The following is a 17,244-nucleotide window of genomic DNA, read 5'->3' on the forward strand; positions in this document are numbered from 1 at the left end:
CCCTAGCACTAAAAGAGGCGCGGATCGTCGAAGACCCCGCTCGCGAGCAGATACACGTAGAAGTCGGCGAGGGCGACGCTGATCAAAGAGGCCCAGGCAAGCTGCATGTGACGGTGATTCAGCGTGCCTACCCAGCCCCACAGCCGGTAGCGCACCGGATGCTTGGAGAAGTGCTTCAGCTTGCCGCCGATGACATGGCGGCAGGAGTGGCAGGAGAGGGTGTACAGCCAGATCAGCACGATGTTGACGACCATGATGATCGTGCCGAGGCCCATGTGGCCCCACTCGTAGTCCGAGTTGCGGAAGGCGAGCACCGTGTCCCACGTGAGGATGACCGCCACCAGGACGGCCGCGTAGAAGAAGTACCGGTGGAGGTTCTGCAGGAGCAGCGGGAAGCGGGTCTCGCCGGAGTACTTCTTGTGCGGTTCCGCCACGGCGCAGGCGGGCGGCGAGGCCCAGAAACTCCGGTAGTACGCCTTGCGGTAGTAGTAGCAGGTCATACGGAAGCCCAGCGGGAAGACCAGGATGATCAGCGCGGGGGACAGGCCCCACCAGCTGCCGAAGATCTCCCAGTTGGGACCGGCCTTCATGGGCTCGCAATTCTGCGCGAGGCAGGGCGAGTAGAACGGTGAGACGTAAGGCGCCGCGTAGTAGTGGGCGTTGCCGAACGCCCGCCAGGTCGAGTAGACGACGAAGGCGAGCAGTCCGGCCGCCGTGGCGGCGGGCGCCAGCCACCAGCGGTCGGTCCGCAGGTGGCGGGCGGCGATGGCGGCGCGCGACTTGTCGTGCACGCCCGTATTCAGTTGGGGTTCTTCCGTGCCTGTAGCCAACGAAAACTCCGTATGGAGATGGAGTGGGATCGGGTGGGGGGTCGAAGGGCCGGGGCGGATGGTGCGGACGGTGCGGAGCGATGACAGGTGATTCCGTGCGGTGCGCGCCGGTGGCCGGGCGCGGTCGGGGCAGGGCGCCCGGCTAGGGCGCGCGCCGGTTCCGCAGCCCCAGACCCTCGTCGTCCGAGTCCGTCCAAAGCGCCGCGTTGTAGGGCGCGTCGGGGATCGTGACCACTTCCGGACGATCCTTGGGCGTGGGCCTCGAAGGCGCGGCCGGTACGGCTTCGTTCAGCCGGCCGACCATCCGCTCCAGGTCCGCGACGCGTTGGACGAGTTCATCGATACGACGGTGGACTGCTGTCAGATCTTCCGGCTGGGACATGACTTGCCCTCACTTCCGCAGGGGAGCGATGCCATCGGTAACGCGCCTGCGAGTGTCGCTTGTCACATCCCCGCTTGTGAAGGGACGTGCAGGGATTCCCGGCGCATACCTCAGCCGTGCGCTCCGCGTCGTTGATGTCGCGCCCCTCCATTTTCGCCCTTTCGGCGGCTCTGTGTCCTGCTTCCCGTTGCGCCGTACGGGTGGGTTTCGCGCCTCGGGCCGCCGTGTCGCCCGGATCGCGGGCAATCGGTCCTCTTCAGTGGGTGGGCAATAGGTGTGATCATCTCTAAATTCCACAAACAGGACGAAGAGGGAGAAGCGATGTCCCAGGTCGGTGTCCCACGCGGGAGGACATGCTCCCGGACCATCCGCTCCGTCGCACTGCTCACCACCGGTGTGCTCGCCCTGCCCCTGCTCGCCTCGTGCAGCTCGGACGACGAGCGGAGCGAAGTCCCGGCCGCCGCCCAGGACGTGGCGCCGGCGGCGCGCGACCGGATCGCCGACGGGGGCACGCTGCGCTGGGCGGTCGACACGGTGCCCACGACCCTCAACGCCTTCCAGGCGGACGCCGACGCCACGACGTCGCGCGTCGCCGGAGCCGTACTGCCCTCCCTCTTCACCCTCGACAAGACCGGCCGTCCGCAGCGCAACCCGGACTATCTGGAGTCGGCGAAGATCATCGAGCGCGAGCCCAAGCAGGTCGTGCTCTACAAGCTCAACCAGCAGGCGGTGTGGAGCGACGGACGCGAGCTCGGCGCCCCGGACTTCGTGGCCCAGTGGCGCGCCCTGAGCGGCAAGGACTCCGCGTACTGGACCGCGCGCAACGCCGGGTACGAGCGGATCCAGAAGATCGAGCGCGGCGCGAACGACCTTGAGGTCAGGGTCACGTTCAACAAGCCGTACGCCGACTGGAGGGGCCTGTTCAGTCCTCTCTATCCGAAGGACGTGATGGGCGCGCCGAACACGTTCAACGACGGCGCGCGCACCAAGCTCAAGTCCACGGCGGGGCCCTTCCAGCTCAAGGAACTGGACCGGGAGGACCGCGAGGTGACGCTGGTCCGCAATCCCCGCTGGTGGGGCGCGCGGCCGAAGCTCGACTCGATCGTCCTGAGCGCCGTGCCGCGTGACAAACGCGCCGCCGCCCTCGCCGACGGCACCCTCGACCTCGCCGAGATCGACAGCCCCGTGGCACAGCGGATCAAACAGGCCGCCAAGGGCGAGAAGGGCGGCGGAGCGGGACCGCAGTCCGGCACCGGGCCGCAGTCGGCGCAGCCGTCGCCGTCGCAGTCCGCCGCGAACGACTCCGACGACGAGAAGGCGGCAGAGAAGGCGGCCGAGGCCGCGCAGGCCTCGCGCAAGAAGGCGAACGAGGCGATCGCCAAGTACACGAAGGAGCAGAAGGGCCTGCGGGCCTATGTCGTACGGAAGTCCCTGGAACCCGCCTTCACCCAGCTCGCACTCAACGGGGAGACCGGACCGCTCGCCGACGAGCGGGTGCGGCGCGCCGTGGCCCGCGCGCTCGACCGGCAGAAGCTGGCCGAGGCCGTGCTGAAGCCGCTCGGCCTGCCGGCGAACCCGCCCGGCAGCCATCTGGCACTGGCCGGACAGCACGCGTACGCCGACAGCAGCGACGCGCTCGGGGAGCAGGACACGCAGGAGGCGCAGGGGCTGCTCGCCGACGCGGGCTGGACGCCCGGCGGCGCGCTGAAGAAGGAGGACGGGACGAAGGCCGGGAGTGAGGCCGACGCCGACAAGAAGAAGGACAAGAACGAGGACGAGGAAGCGACGAACACGGACACGGAATCCGGCGCGCCGCAATCCGGTTCCGGTCCGGAGTCCGACAGCTCCTCGGACAGTCCCTCCGGCAGCGCCTCCGGCAGTGCTTCGGAGAGCGCGTCCGGGAGCGATTCCGACAGTGCCTCCGACGACGGCGCGTACATCGTCGGTGACGACAAGCCCGGACACGACGCCCCCGCCTCCGGGACCGGTACGCGCGTCATTGCGCCGACCTTCGGCACCGCCTTCCAGCGCGCGGTCCTGACCTGGCGGACCGAGTCGGTGGACGGTTCGGGCGTCAAAGCCCAGGACAGGCAGCCGGGTGGCGGCGGCATGGCCGGCGCGTACGCCCCGAGCGGTACGGAGGCCCCCTCCCCGTCCTCCACCTCGGCGTCCGCATCCCCGTCGTCCTCGGGATCCGCCTCCACCTCGGCATCCGCCTCCGCGACGTCCTCGGCATCCGCCCTGCCCGGCTCGCTCGCCAAGGACGGCAAGCCCCTCACCCTCCGCTTCGTCCTGCCCTCCGGCTCCGGCTCCGAGCAGCTGCGTACCGTCGGTGAGAAGATCGCGCGCATGCTCGACCGCATCGGCATCCGTACGGAGATCACCAAGGTCGCAGACGCCAACTACTTCAAGGACCACATCGCGTCCGGCGACTACGACCTCGCCCTGTACTCGTGGCCCGCGACCGCCTACCCGGCGACCGACGGCCGGCCGATCTACGCCAAGCCCGTCCCCGCCTCCGACGGCACACTGCTGGTGGAGCAGAACTACACCCGCGTCGGTACGGACCACATCAACCAGCTCTTCGACCAGGCCGCCTCCGAGCTGGACGAGAAGGAGGCCGGTGATCTCCTCAGGCAGGCCGACGCCCGCATCTGGGCGGCGGCCGGGTCCATCCCCCTCTACCAGCGCCCGCAGCTCGTGGCGGCCAAGCCGTCCGTGGCCAACGCCGGTGCCTTCGCCTTCGCCTCCCCGCGCTACGAGGACATCGGCTTCAAGAACACCGGCAAGAGCGGCCCGGAGAAGACGGTGATGCCCGAATCGGCCGAGTCCGAGGCGACGCACTCCGAGTCGGCCGAGCCCGAGGCGACGCACTCCGAATCGGCCGAGTCCGAGGCGACGGACTCGGAGTCGGGGGAGCCCGAAGCGGAGCGGTCCGAGTCGGCGGAGCCCGAGGCGACCCACTCCGAGGCGACGCACTCCGAATCGGCGGAGCCCGAGGCGACGGACTCGGAGTCGGGGGAGCCCGAAGCGGAGCAGTCCGAGTCGGCCGGGTCCGAAAGCGACGAGGAGTAGAAGGACAGGGGTGGCGCAGAAGAAGAAACGGAGAGAAACAGCAGGTCAGACCCCGAGAGTCCAATGATTCACTTGCCCGCCGGGCTTCCCGGCGGGCAAGATCGTGTGTACCCCCTGACCCGGGCGATCCACACCCCGCAGTACCTGCCGCCGACCTCCCCACCAGCACTCTCCGCCCGCGCTCGCGGGCGCTGCGCCTCTCGTCGGATCGGCCCCGGAAGCCCCGGACGCGCCAGCCCCGTACGATGGGTACGGCCGTGGCGTGTCCGCCCGGCAGGCGTACGAGGAAGAAACGCCGCATCCCACGATCGAGAGAAGCGCCAGCCAGCATGCCCACGCGCCACGACATCCGTAACGTCGCCATCGTCGCCCACGTCGACCATGGCAAGACCACTCTGGTCGACGCCATGCTGAAGCAGGCCGGCGCTTTCGCCGCGCACGCCGCCGAGCAGCTCGACGACCGGATGATGGACTCGAACGACCTGGAGCGTGAGAAGGGCATCACGATCCTCGCCAAGAACACGGCGGTGAAGTACCACCCCAAGGAGGGCGGTACGGGTGACATCCCGAACGTGGTCACCATCAACATCATCGACACCCCCGGCCACGCCGACTTCGGCGGTGAGGTCGAGCGGGGCCTGTCGATGGTGGACGCGGTCGTCCTGCTCGTCGACGCCTCCGAGGGCCCGCTGCCGCAGACCCGTTTCGTGCTGCGCAAGGCCCTGCAGGCCAAGCTGCCGGTGATCCTGTGCATCAACAAGACGGACCGGCCCGACGCCCGTATCGCCGAGGTCGTCGACGAGACGTACGACCTCTTCCTCGACCTGGACGCGGACGAGGACCAGATCGAGTTCCCGATCGTCTACGCCTGCGCGCGTGACGGCGTCGCCTCGCTGACCAAGCCGGAGGACGGCACGGTCCCGGCGGACAGCACCAACCTGGAGCCGTTCTTCAGCACGATCCTGGGCTCCGTCCCGGCGCCGGTGTACGACGAGGACGCGCCGCTCCAGGCCCATGTCACCAACCTGGACGCCGACAACTTCCTCGGCCGTATCGCGCTGTGCCGCGTCGAGCAGGGCGAGCTGAAGAAGGGCCAGACCGTCACGTGGATCAAGCGTGACGGCACGATGTCCAACGTCCGCATCACCGAGCTGCTGATGACCGAGGCGCTGACCCGCAAGCCGGCCGAGAAGGCGGGCCCCGGTGACATCTGCGCCATCGCCGGTATTCCGGACATCATGATCGGCGAGACGCTGGCCGATCTGGAGAACCCGATCGCGCTGCCGCTGATCACGGTGGACGAGCCGGCCATCTCGATGACCATCGGTACGAACACCTCGCCGCTCGTCGGCAAGGGCGGCAAGGGCCACAAGGTCACCGCCCGTCAGGTGAAGGACCGCCTGGACCGTGAGCTGATCGGTAACGTCTCGCTGCGCGTCCTGGACACCGAGCGCCCCGACGCCTGGGAGGTGCAGGGCCGCGGCGAGCTGGCGCTGGCCATCCTGGTCGAGCAGATGCGCCGCGAGGGCTTCGAGCTGACCGTCGGCAAGCCCGAGGTCGTCACCAAGGACGTCGACGGCAAGGTGCACGAGCCGATCGAGCGCATGACGATCGACTGCCCCGAGGAGCACCTGGGCGCGATCACCCAGCTGATGGCGACCCGCAAGGGCCGTATGGAGACCATGACCAACCACGGGTCCGGCTGGATCCGGATGGAGTGGATCGTGCCGTCCCGCGGGCTCATCGGCTTCCGTACGGAGTTCCTCACCCAGACCCGCGGCACCGGTATCGCGCACTCGATCTTCGAGGGCCACGAGCCGTGGTTCGGCGAGCTGCGGACCCGTAACAACGGCTCGCTCGTCGCCGACCGGTCCGGTTCGGTGACGCCGTTCGCGATGGTCAACCTCCAGGAGCGCGGTGTCATCTTCACCGAGCCGGGTACCGAGGTGTACGAGGGCATGATCATCGGTGAGAACTCGCGTGCCGACGACATGGACGTGAACATCACCAAGGAGAAGAAGCTCACCAACATGCGCGCGGCCTCCGCCGACACGACGGAGAACGTGGTGCCGCCGCGCAGGCTGTCGCTGGAGCAGTCGCTGGAGTTCTGCCGCGACGACGAGTGCATCGAGGTGACCCCGGAGACGGTCCGTATCCGTAAGGTCGTCCTGGACCAGAAGGAGCGTGGCCGCGCGGCCTCGCGCGCCAAGCGCTGACCCGCCGACGGCGGGAGTCGTCCGACGGCCCGGCCCACCGTGAAAGATGCGGCGGGCCGGGCCGTTCGTCAAACCGTTTTTCCTGGTCGAGTGTCCGGATATCGGCATCCGCTCTCCGGAACATGGGTTAACGGTCCGTTTCGGGGGTGTCTGTCTGTGCTCAGTTTGTCCGGATTTCGGGCTGTCGGGGTGCTTCGATGTTGTCAAACCGAGACGCGCTAAGTGTGGTTTACAGCCGAGCGGTACTTAATAGTTGGCTCCATTGAGCTCGGGTCAATGGGTCATGCGCGATGGGGAGCGCCGACTCACGAGCGCACTCGGGGTATCTGTCGAGCCCGCTGCCAGGGGTGTCAGCGCGCGTAGACAAGCCCCTCTTGTTTGTGACTAACGGACTCATGAGGAGGAACCCATGCGCGGTGCCAAGAGCGCCAAGTGGGTAGTCGGCGCGATAGTCGTGGCCCTGGCGGCGACGGCCTGTGGTGGCGGCGGAGACGACGACGGCAACGGCGAAGCGGCATCGAAGGAGAAGGGCAAGCCCGCGGGCTATGTCTCCATCGACGTCGGCGAGCCGCAGAAGCCGCTGATCCCGGCCGACACCAACGAGTCGCTCGGCAGCTACGTAATCCAGTCGGTCTTCACCCAGCTGCTGGACTTCGACGCGCAGGGCAAGATCGTCTACACGAACGCCGAGTCGGTGAAGACGACCGACTCCAAGACCTGGACGGTCAAGCTCAAGCAGGGCTGGAAGTTCCACGACGGCACCCCCGTCACCGCTGAGTCGTACGTCAAGGCGTGGAACTGGTACGCCAACATCAAGAACAACCAGCAGAACGCCTTCTGGTTCGAGGACATCGACGGCTACGCCGACGTCCACCCGGAGAAGGGCGACCCGAAGTCCGAGGAGATGAAGGGTCTGAAGGTCGTCGACGAGACCACCTTCACCATCGAGCTCACCAACCCGGTGCCGTACTTCGAGTACAAGCTCGGCTACGCGACCTTCGCGCCGCTGCCGGAGGTGTTCTACAAGGACACCAAGGCGTTCGGCCAGGCCCCGGTCGGCAACGGTCCCTACATCTTCGAGAAGTGGGACCACAAGAAGCTCATCCAGGTCAAGGCCAACCCTGACTACCAGGGTCCGAACAAGGCCAAGAACAAGGGTGTCCTCTTCAAGAACTACGCGACCGTCGAGGCCGCGTACCAGGACCTCCTCTCCGGCAACCTGGACATGATCCGCCAGGTCGGCCCGAAGGACCTGCCGAAGTACAAGCAGGACCTCGGCGACCGCGCGATCGACCAGCCGTACGCGGCCATCCAGAGCCTCGTGCCGACGTTCTACTCGAAGACGTTCAAGGACATCGACCCGAAGGTCCTCCAGGGTCTGTCCATGGGTATCGACCGCGAGACGATCACCAAGACCGTCCTCAACGGCACCCGCAAGCCCGCCACCAGCTTCACGCCCCCCGGCGTGGTCGGCAACCAGGACCTGGGCACGGACGTCTTCTCGTTCGACGCGGCCAAGGCCAAGTCCCTGGTGACCGAGGGCGGCGGCGTTCCGGGCAACAAGATCTGGATCCAGTACAACGCCGACGGTGGCCACAAGGAGTGGGTGACCGCGGTCTGCGAGTCCATCCGCAACTCCACCGGTGTGGACTGCGTCCCGGACGCCAAGCCCGACTTCCAGACCGACCTGGAAGCGCGTGACAACGACCAGGTCAAGTCGATGTACCGCGGTGGCTGGGTGGCCGACTACCCGCTGAACGTCAACTTCATGCGGGAGCTGTACGGCACCACCGCCGAGGCGAACAACGGCCGGTTCTCCGACAAGGAGGTCGACGCCGCGTTCAAGAAGGGCGACAACGCCGCCACCCTGGAGGAGTCGATCGCGGCTTACCAGGAGGCCGAGAAGCAGCTTCTGACGAAGATGCCGGCGATCCCGCTGTGGGAGTACAAGACCAACGGTGGCTTCTCCAAGGCTGTGGACAACGTGACGGTCGACTTCCACGGTGACTACAACATCACCGAAGTCACGGTCGCCAAGTAACCAGCCCGAGGGCCAACCCCCCCACTCGGCCATCAGCCGCCAACAGGCGGTGAGTCCCCGGGGCCGCTCTCCGAGAAATCGGGAGCGGCCCCCGGGGCTGTCGTTATCCATTCGGAGGCAAACATGGGGCGTTATGTCGCGCGGCGACTGCTCCAGATGATCCCGGTCTTCCTCGGGTCAACCTTGCTGGTCTTCTCCATGATGTACGCCCTGCCCGGTGACCCCGTGCGCGCGCTCGCCGGAGAGCAGACGGTCGATCCCGCCCAGATCGCGGCCATGAAGAAGAATCTCGGTCTCGATCTGCCGCTCTGGCACCAGTACTGGAACTACCTCATCGGCCTGTTCCAGGGTGACTTCGGCACCCAGATCGCCAGCGGCAGACCCGTCGCCGACATCATCTCGGAGGCGTTCCCGATCACGGTCAGACTGACCCTGTTCGCCTTCACCTTCACCGTGCTCGTCGGTATCTCCATGGGCGTCTTCGCCGGTCTCAAGGCCGACCAGCTCCGTGACCGGGGGCTGCTCATCCTGACGCTCCTGCTGATCTCCGTACCTTCCTTCGTGCTCGGCTTCCTCGGCCAGTACTTCTTCGCCTTCCAGCTCGGCTGGGTGGACCCGAACGTGAGCGCGGAAGCGAACTGGGACGAGTTGTTCCTGCCCGCTGTCGTGCTCGGTTCGCTGTCGCTGGCCTACGTGGCCCGGCTCACCCGTACCTCGGTCGCCGAGAACCTGCGCGCCGACTACATGCGTACCGCCGTGGCCAAGGGCCTGCCCCGCCGCCGCATCATCGGCGTGCACCTGATGCGCAACTCGATGATCCCGGTGGTGACGTTCCTCGGCACCGACCTCGGCGCCCTGCTGGGCGGCGCGGTCGTCACCGAAGGCATCTTCAACGTCAAGGGTGTCGGCTGGAACGTCTTCGACGCGCTGAAGCACCGCGAGGGCGCCACGGTCGTGGGCATCGTGACCCTCATCGTGGTCGTCTATCTCGTCGCCAGTCTGCTCGTCGACCTGCTCTACGCGGTCCTGGACCCGAGGATCCGTTATGCCTGAGGCACTCAAGGACACCGTCACCGAGCCCGGCATGGGCGAGCCGATCGACGCCCCGGCGACAGAACCCGCCGACGGCAAGGTGGGCAAGCCCCGCAGCCTCTGGTCGGACGCCTGGCACGACCTGCGGCGCAACCCGCTGTTCGTCGTCTCCGGCCTGCTGATCGTCTTCCTGCTGACCATGGCGGTCTTCCCGGGGATGTTCACCAGCGCCGACCCGCGCTACGCCGACCTCGCCAACCACTATCTGCAGAAGCCCAAGTGGGGGAACTTCTTCGCGGAGGACTGGTTCGGCTACGACATCCAGGGCCGGTCGATCTACGCGCGCATCGTCTACGGCGCCCGCGCCTCGATCACCGTCGCGCTGGTCGTCACCCTGCTGGTCACGGTGCTCGGCACCGTGGTCGGCATGCTCGCCGGCTACTTCGGTGGCTGGATCGACTCCCTGCTGTCGCGGGTCACCGACATCTTCTTCGGTGTCCCCTTCATCCTGGGCGCGATGGTCGTCCTGACCTCGTTCGAGGACCGTCACGTCTGGGTCGTGATCCTGGCGCTGGCCTTCCTCGGCTGGACCCAGATAGCCCGTGTCGCCCGCGGCTCGGTGCTCACGATCAAGCAGGCCGACTACGTGATGGCGGCCAAGGCGCTCGGCGCCTCGACCACCCGCATCCTGCTCCGGCACATCATGCCCAACGCGATCGCCCCGGTGATCGTCGTGGCGACCATCGCCCTCGGCGGTTACATCTCGGCCGAGGCCACGCTGTCGTTCCTGGGTATCGGTCTCGCCGAGCCCACCGTCTCGTGGGGCGTGGACATCTCGTCGGGCCAGGAGCAGCTGCGCAACGCCGCGTTCGTCCTGATCATCCCGTCGGTCATGGTGTCGATCACCGTCCTGGCGTTCATCATGCTCGGCGATGCGGTACGCAACGCCCTCGACCCGAAACTGCGCTGAGGGAGGCGTACATGACCATCATCGACAAGACGGCGGACGTTCCTTCTCCCCGCGGTTCGGATACGAGTGGCACTCCGCTGCTCGAAGTCCGTGACCTGCACGTGGAGTTCCACACCCGTGACGGTGTGGCCAAGGCGGTCAACGGAGTCAACTACAGCGTCAGCGCCGGTGAGACCCTCGCCGTGCTCGGCGAGTCCGGCTCCGGAAAGTCCGTGACCGCGCAGGCGATCATGGGCATCCTGGACATGCCGCCGGGGAGGATTCCCCGCGGCGAGATCCTCTTCCGCGGCGAAGACATGCTCAAGATGAACGACGAGGAGCGGCGGCTCATCCGTGGCCGGAAGATCGCGATGATCTTCCAGGACGCGCTGTCCTCGCTCAACCCGGTGCTCTCCGTCGGCTACCAGCTCGGCGAGATGTTCCGCGTGCACCAGGGCCTCTCCAAGAAGGAGGCCAAGGCGAAGTCCGTCGAGCTGATGGACCGCGTCCGCATCCCGGCGTCGAAGGAGCGGGTCAACGACTACCCGCACCAGTTCTCCGGCGGTATGCGCCAGCGCATCATGATCGCGATGGCGCTCGCCCTGGAGCCCGACCTGATCATCGCGGACGAGCCGACCACCGCGCTCGACGTGACGGTCCAGGCACAGGTCATGGACCTGCTGGCGGAGTTGCAGCGCGAGTACAACATGGGTCTGATCCTGATCACCCACGACCTCGGCGTGGTCGCCGACGTCGCGGACAAGATCGCGGTCATGTACGCGGGCCGGATCGTGGAGACGGCCCCCGTGCACGAGCTGTACAAGCGCCCCGCGCACCCGTACACCCGCGGTCTGCTGGACTCGATCCCGCGCCTGGACCAGAAGGGCCAGGAGCTCTACGCGATCAAGGGCCTGCCGCCCAACCTCACGCGGATTCCGTCCGGTTGTGCCTTCAACCCGCGCTGCCCGTCGGCGCAGGACATCTGCCGTACGGACATCCCGCCGCTGCTTCCCGTCACCGAGCGGGACGGCGGCGAGCTGCCGGGCCGCGGCAGCGCGTGCCACTTCTGGAAGGAGACGATCCATGGCTGAGTCGACCCGTAATGACGACTCCATGGACGCGACCCCGAACGTCACCGAGGTCGAGACGGCCGACGCCGCCACGGTCGAGGAGTCCGTCGCCGCCATCGAGGCGCCGGCCGAGCGCGGGGAGCCGATCCTCCAGGTGCGCAACCTGGTCAAGCACTTCCCGCTGACCCAGGGCATCCTGTTCAAGAAGCAGATCGGCGCGGTCAAGGCCGTCGACGGCATCTCGTTCGACCTCTACCAGGGCGAGACGCTGGGCATCGTCGGCGAGTCGGGCTGTGGCAAGTCCACGGTCGCCCGGCTGCTGATGACGCTGGAGACGGCGACGGCCGGCGAGGTCTTCTTCAAGGGCCAGGACATCACCCGGCTGTCGGGGCGCGCGCTCAAGGCGGTCCGCCGCAACATCCAGATGGTCTTCCAGGACCCGTACACCTCGCTGAACCCGCGCATGACCGTCGGTGACATCATCGGCGAGCCCTTCGACATCCACCCCGAGGTGGCGCCGAAGGGCGAACGGCGGCGCAAGGTCCAGGACCTGCTCGACGTCGTGGGACTGAACCCGGAGTACATCAACAGGTACCCGCACCAGTTCTCCGGCGGCCAGCGCCAGCGCATCGGCATCGCACGCGGTCTCGCGCTCAACCCCGAGGTCATCATCTGCGACGAGCCGGTCTCCGCGCTCGACGTGTCCGTGCAGGCGCAGGTCATCAACCTGATGGAGAAGCTCCAGGACGAGTTCAACCTCTCCTACATCTTCATCGCGCACGACCTGTCGATCGTCCGGCACATCTCGGACCGGGTCGGGGTCATGTACCTCGGCAAGATGGCCGAGATCGGAACGGACACCCAGATATACGACCACCCGACGCACCCCTACACCCAGGCGCTGCTGTCGGCGGTCCCGGTCCCCGACCCGGAGGCCCGTAGCGGCCGCGAGCGGATCATCCTCAGTGGCGACGTGCCGTCCCCGGCGAACCCGCCGTCCGGCTGCCGGTTCCGTACCCGGTGCTGGAAGGCCGAGGAGAAGTGCGCCACGGAGGTCCCGCTGCTGGCGATCCCCGAGCGTTTCGTCGCCTCGACCACTCCGGCGGCGCACGAATCGGCCTGTCACTTCGCCGAGGAGAAGGACGTCGTCCACGCCGTGTGAGACGCCGTCGAACGAACGACGAGAGGCCCGGACCGTACGCGGTCCGGGCCTCCGTCATGTCCACGCACGGGCGCCCAATAAATGCGCGGGATCTGAAAGGGAGTGATATTTGGGCCTAAGTGATATTCGGGACTCAGGAGGAACTCCATGCGCCGAGCCACACACGCCAAGTGGGCCGCCGGTGCGCTCGCCGTCGCCCTCACGGCGACAGCCTGCGGTGGCGGCGGTGGGAGCGGCAGCGGGGGTGGCGCGGACGGGGTGCTGAGCTCGTCCTGGGGCGACCCGCAGAACCCGCTGGAGCCCGCCAACACGAACGAGGTCCAGGGCGGCAAGGTCCTCGACATGGTCTTCAGGGGACTGAAACGGTACAACCCGAAGAATGCCAAGGCCGAGAACATGCTCGCCGAGAAGATCGAGACGACCGACTCGACGAACTTCGCCATCACGGTGAAGAGCGGCTGGACCTTCAGCAACGGCGAGAAGGTCACCGCGAAGTCCTTCGTGGACGCCTGGAACTACGGCGCGAACCTGACGAACAACCAGCGCAACGCCTACTTCTTCGGCCAGATCGACGGCTACACGGCCGTCCACCCCGACTCCGGCAAGCCCACCGCCACCACGCTGTCCGGTCTCAAGGTCACCGGCCCCCAGACCTTCACCGTCAAGCTGTCCCAGAAGTTCTCCACCTGGCCGGACACCCTCGGGTACGCCGCGTTCGCGCCGCTGCCCTCCGCGTTCTTCAAGGACCACGCGGGCTGGCTCTCCAAGCCGGTCGGCAACGGGCCGTACACCATCGACTCGTACACCAAGGGCTCGCAGATGTCCCTGCGCAAGTGGGACAAGTACCCGGGGCCGGACAAGGCGCAGAACGGCGGTGTGGACCTCAAGGTCTACACCGACAACAACACCGCCTACACCGACCTGACCGCGGGCAACCTGGACCTCGTCGACGACGTCCCGGCCTCCCAGCTCAAGAACGCGCCCTCCGACCTCGGATCCCGCTACATCAACGCCCCCGCGGGCATCATCCAGACCCTCGCCTTCCCGTACTACGACAAGGTGTGGAACACCCCGGACGCGCAGAAGGTCCGCACTGGCCTGTCGATGGCGATCAACCGCAAGCAGATCACCGACACGATCTTCCAGAAAACCCGCACCCCGGCCACCGACTGGACCTCCCCCGTGCTCGGCAAGGCCGGCGGCTACCAGGCCGGCCTCTGCGGCAAGGCGTGCGACTACGACCCCGCCGCGGCGAAGAAGATGATCGCGGACGGCGGCGGCCTCCCCGGTGGCGGGATCCAGCTCACGTACAACGCGGACACCGGCTCGCACAAGGACTGGATCGACGCCGTCTGCAACAGCATCAACAACACCCTCGGCAACGACCGGGCGTGCGTCGGACGGCCGATCGGCACCTTCGCCGACTTCCGCAGCCAGATCACCCAGCAGAAGATGCCCGGCCCCTTCCGGGCCGGCTGGCAGATGGACTACCCGCTGATCCAGAACTTCCTCCAGCCGCTCTACTTCACCAACGCCTCGTCCAACGACGGCAAGTGGACCAACGCCGAGTTCGACAAGCTCGTCGACGAGGCGAACGCCGAGAGCGACACCCAGACCGCGATCAAGAAGTTCCAGCAGGCCGAGGGCGTCGTACGGGACAACATGGCCGCCATCCCGCTCTGGTACCAGAACGGCAGCGCCGGCTACTCGGAGCGGCTGAGCAACGTCGAGCTGAACCCGTTCAGCGTCCCCGTCTACAACGAGATCAAGGTCAGCTGACGCCGGAGCCGTCAGGCCCGGCGCACCCTCCCCGCGCCGGGCCGCGGTCCTCCACCCGCCGGGCCGTACGCATTCCCCGCCAGGCCCCAGGCCCGACCACGACCCCCGGAGCCCTTCATGGGACGTTATGTGATCCGGCGTCTGCTCCAGATGATCCCGGTCTTCATCGGCGCCACCCTGCTGATCTTCCTCATGGTCAACGTGATGGGCGACCCCATCGCCGGCCTCTGCGGCGAGCGGCAGTGCGACCCCGCGACCGCCGCCCAGCTGCGCTCCGAGTTCGGCCTCGACAAGCCGGTGTGGCAGCAATACCTCACCTACATGGGAAACGTCTTCACCGGTGACTTCGGTACGGCCTTCAACGGCCAGAAGGTCACCGAACTGATGGCCACCGCCTTCCCGATCACCATCAGACTCACGATCGTCGCGATCGTCTTCGAGATCATCATCGGCATCACGCTCGGCGTGCTCACCGGACTGCGGCGCGGCCGGCCGGTCGACAGCGGCGTCCTGGTGCTGACGCTGGTCGTCATCTCCGTACCGACCTTCGTGACCGGCCTGATCGTGCAGCTCCTGCTCGGCGTGAAGTGGAACGTCATCTCCCCGTCGGTGTCCTCCGCCGCCCCGCTCGGCGAACTCATCGTGCCGGGCCTCGTACTGGCCTCCGTGTCACTGGCCTACGTCACCCGGCTCAGCCGCACCTCCATCGCCGAGAACACCCGCTCCGACTACCTGCGCACCGCCGTCGCCAAGGGCCTGCCGAGGCACCGGGTGATCACCCGGCATCTGCTGCGCAACTCGCTGATCCCGGTGATCACCTTCATCGGCACCGACGTCGGCGCCCTGATGGGCGGCGCGATCGTCACCGAGCGGATCTTCAACATCCACGGCGTCGGATACCAGCTCTACCAGGGCATCCTCCGCCAGAACACCCAGACCGTCGTCGGCTTCGTGACGATCCTCGTCATCGTCTTCCTCCTCGCGAACCTGCTGGTCGACCTTCTCTACGCCGTACTCGACCCGAGGATCCGCTATGCCTGAGCCCACTCCTCCCGAGGACGAGGGAGCCATCGCGCCGACCGGCTTCGGCGGTTCGATGGACCTCGCCACGAGCGACGGCGCCGAACTCGAAGGGCTCGACCAGGGAGACGGCGAAGGGCCCGACGAGAAGCCCCGCAGCCTCTGGTCGGACGCCTGGCGCGATCTGCGCCGCAACCCGGTCTTCATCATCTCCGGCCTCGTGATCATCTTCCTGGTCGTCATCTCGATCTGGCCCCAGCTCATCGCCTCCGGCAACCCCCTCTCCTGCGATCTCGCCAAGGCGCAGGAGGGCTCACAGCCCGGCCACCCCTTCGGCTTCACCGCACAGGGCTGCGACGTCTACACCCGTACCGTCTACGGCGCCCGCGCCTCGGTCACCGTCGGCGTCTGCGCCACCCTCGGCGTCGCGCTCGTCGGGACGGCGCTCGGCGGACTGGCCGGCTTCTTCGGCGGCTTCTGGGACGCGATCCTCTCCCGCGTCACCGACATCTTCTTCGGCATCCCCGTGGTGCTCGGCGGCCTCGTCCTGCTCTCCGTCGTCACCAGCTCCACCGTCTGGCCCGTCATCGGGTTCATGGTCCTGCTCGGCTGGCCGCAGATCTCCCGCATCGCCCGCGGCTCCGTCATCACCATCAAGCAGAACGACTTCGTCCAGGCGGCGCGCGCCCTCGGCGCCTCCAACTCCCGGATGATGCTGCGCCACGTCCTGCCCAACGCGATCGCGCCCGTCATCGTGGTGGCGACCATCGCGCTCGGCACGTACATCGCGCTGGAGGCGACCCTGTCCTACCTCGGCGTGGGCCTCAAACCGCCCTCCGTGTCCTGGGGCATCGACATCTCCGACGCGTCGAAGTTCATCCGCAACGCCCCCCACATGCTGCTCTGGCCCGCCGGTGCCCTGGCCATCACCGTGCTCGCCTTCATCATGCTCGGCGACGCGGTGCGCGACGCCCTCGATCCCAAGCTGCGCTGAGGAGCCGGTCCATGTTGCTCGATGTGCGCGACCTGCAGGTGGAGTTCCACACCCGCGACGGCGTCGTGAAGGCGGTCAACGGGGTCAGCTACTCGGTCGACGCGGGCGAGACGCTCGCGGTCCTCGGCGAGTCGGGCTCCGGCAAATCCGTCACCGCCCAGGCGGTCATGGGCATCCTCGACATGCCGCCCGGCCGCATCAAGGGCGGCGAAGTCCTGTTCAAGGGACAGGACCTGCTCAAGCTCAAGGAGGACCGGCGGCGGAAGATCCGCGGCGCCGACATGGCGATGATCTTCCAGGACGCGCTCTCCTCGCTCAACCCGGTGCTCAGTGTGGGCGCGCAGCTCGGTGAGATGTTCATCGTCCACCGGGGGATGTCCCGCAAGGACGCGCGGGCGAAGTCGGTCGAACTCATGGACCGGGTACGGATCCCGGCGGCCAAGGAGCGCGTGAACGACTACCCGCACCAGTTCTCCGGCGGTATGCGCCAGCGCATCATGATCGCCATGGCGATGGCGCTCGAACCGTCGCTGATCATCGCGGACGAGCCGACGACCGCGCTCGACGTGACGGTGCAGGCCCAGGTCATGGAGCTGCTGGGCGAGTTGCGCCGCGAACTCGACATGGGCCTGATCCTGATCACCCACGACCTCGGCGTCGTCGCCGACGTGGCGGACAAGATCGCGGTCATGTA

The 17,244-nt window shown here is 67.3% G+C and carries 13 protein-coding genes; 11 read left to right on the top strand and 2 right to left on the bottom strand.

Features of this window, described 5'->3' with window-relative positions; all coding sequences use genetic code 11:
- Positions 1-8: 8 nt before the first annotated feature.
- Together GXP76_RS07245 and GXP76_RS07250 are read right to left on the bottom strand one after the other, a co-directional pair.
- Positions 9-830 carry a hypothetical protein gene (locus tag GXP76_RS07245; protein WP_242570592.1) on the bottom strand — a complete coding sequence of 274 codons (822 nt, stop codon included), beginning with the start codon at positions 828-830 and terminating at the stop codon, positions 9-11.
- A 142-nt stretch (positions 831-972) separates the two neighbouring features.
- Positions 973-1,212 (bottom strand): hypothetical protein, encoded by a 240-nt coding sequence (locus GXP76_RS07250; RefSeq protein WP_242570593.1) that lies wholly within the window; start codon positions 1,210-1,212, stop codon positions 973-975.
- Between the two features lie 321 nt (positions 1,213-1,533).
- Here GXP76_RS07250 and GXP76_RS07255 point away from each other — a divergent pair, with 321 nt between their 5' ends.
- The 11 genes from GXP76_RS07255 to GXP76_RS07305 form a co-directional block, all read left to right on the top strand.
- Positions 1,534-4,287 carry an ABC transporter substrate-binding protein gene (locus GXP76_RS07255; RefSeq protein WP_242570594.1) on the top strand — a complete coding sequence of 918 codons (2,754 nt, stop codon included), beginning with the start codon at positions 1,534-1,536 and terminating at the stop codon, positions 4,285-4,287.
- A 329-nt stretch (positions 4,288-4,616) separates the two neighbouring features.
- On the top strand, positions 4,617-6,503 hold the full coding sequence (gene typA / locus GXP76_RS07260) for a translational GTPase TypA (RefSeq protein ID WP_242570595.1): 1,887 nt from the start codon (positions 4,617-4,619) through the stop codon (positions 6,501-6,503).
- A 409-nt stretch (positions 6,504-6,912) separates the two neighbouring features.
- On the top strand, positions 6,913-8,544 hold the full coding sequence (locus tag GXP76_RS07265; RefSeq protein WP_242570596.1) for an ABC transporter substrate-binding protein: 1,632 nt from the start codon (positions 6,913-6,915) through the stop codon (positions 8,542-8,544).
- A gap of 123 nt (positions 8,545-8,667) precedes the next feature.
- Positions 8,668-9,597 carry an ABC transporter permease gene (locus GXP76_RS07270; RefSeq protein WP_147874023.1) on the top strand — a complete coding sequence of 310 codons (930 nt, stop codon included), beginning with the start codon at positions 8,668-8,670 and terminating at the stop codon, positions 9,595-9,597.
- Between the two features lie 31 nt (positions 9,598-9,628).
- Positions 9,629-10,546, top strand: a complete 918-nt coding sequence (locus GXP76_RS07275; protein ID WP_242570606.1) for an ABC transporter permease — start codon at positions 9,629-9,631, stop codon at positions 10,544-10,546.
- Between the two features lie 11 nt (positions 10,547-10,557).
- Positions 10,558-11,616, top strand: coding sequence for an ABC transporter ATP-binding protein (locus tag GXP76_RS07280; protein WP_242570597.1), 1,059 nt, complete (start codon positions 10,558-10,560; stop codon positions 11,614-11,616).
- Positions 11,609-12,757, top strand: a complete 1,149-nt coding sequence (locus tag GXP76_RS07285) for an ABC transporter ATP-binding protein (RefSeq protein WP_242570598.1) — start codon at positions 11,609-11,611, stop codon at positions 12,755-12,757. Before GXP76_RS07280 ends, GXP76_RS07285 begins: the two co-directional genes overlap by 8 nt.
- Before the next feature lie 147 nt (positions 12,758-12,904).
- Entirely contained in the window at positions 12,905-14,536 is a 1,632-nt protein-coding gene (locus tag GXP76_RS07290; protein WP_242570599.1) for an ABC transporter substrate-binding protein, read from the top strand.
- 117 nt (positions 14,537-14,653) lie between these two features.
- Positions 14,654-15,577, top strand: coding sequence for an ABC transporter permease (locus GXP76_RS07295; RefSeq protein ID WP_242570600.1), 924 nt, complete (start codon positions 14,654-14,656; stop codon positions 15,575-15,577).
- On the top strand, positions 15,570-16,550 hold the full coding sequence (locus tag GXP76_RS07300; RefSeq protein ID WP_242570601.1) for an ABC transporter permease: 981 nt from the start codon (positions 15,570-15,572) through the stop codon (positions 16,548-16,550). The genes GXP76_RS07295 and GXP76_RS07300 overlap by 8 nt, the downstream gene beginning before the upstream one ends.
- 11 nt (positions 16,551-16,561) lie before the next feature.
- On the top strand, positions 16,562-17,244 hold a 683-nt coding region (locus GXP76_RS07305; protein ID WP_242570602.1), incomplete at its 3' end, for an ABC transporter ATP-binding protein.

This window comes from Streptomyces sp. NP-1717 (assembly GCF_022695985.1).
In the GTDB taxonomy this organism is placed as follows: Bacteria; Actinomycetota; Actinomycetes; order Streptomycetales; family Streptomycetaceae; genus Streptomyces.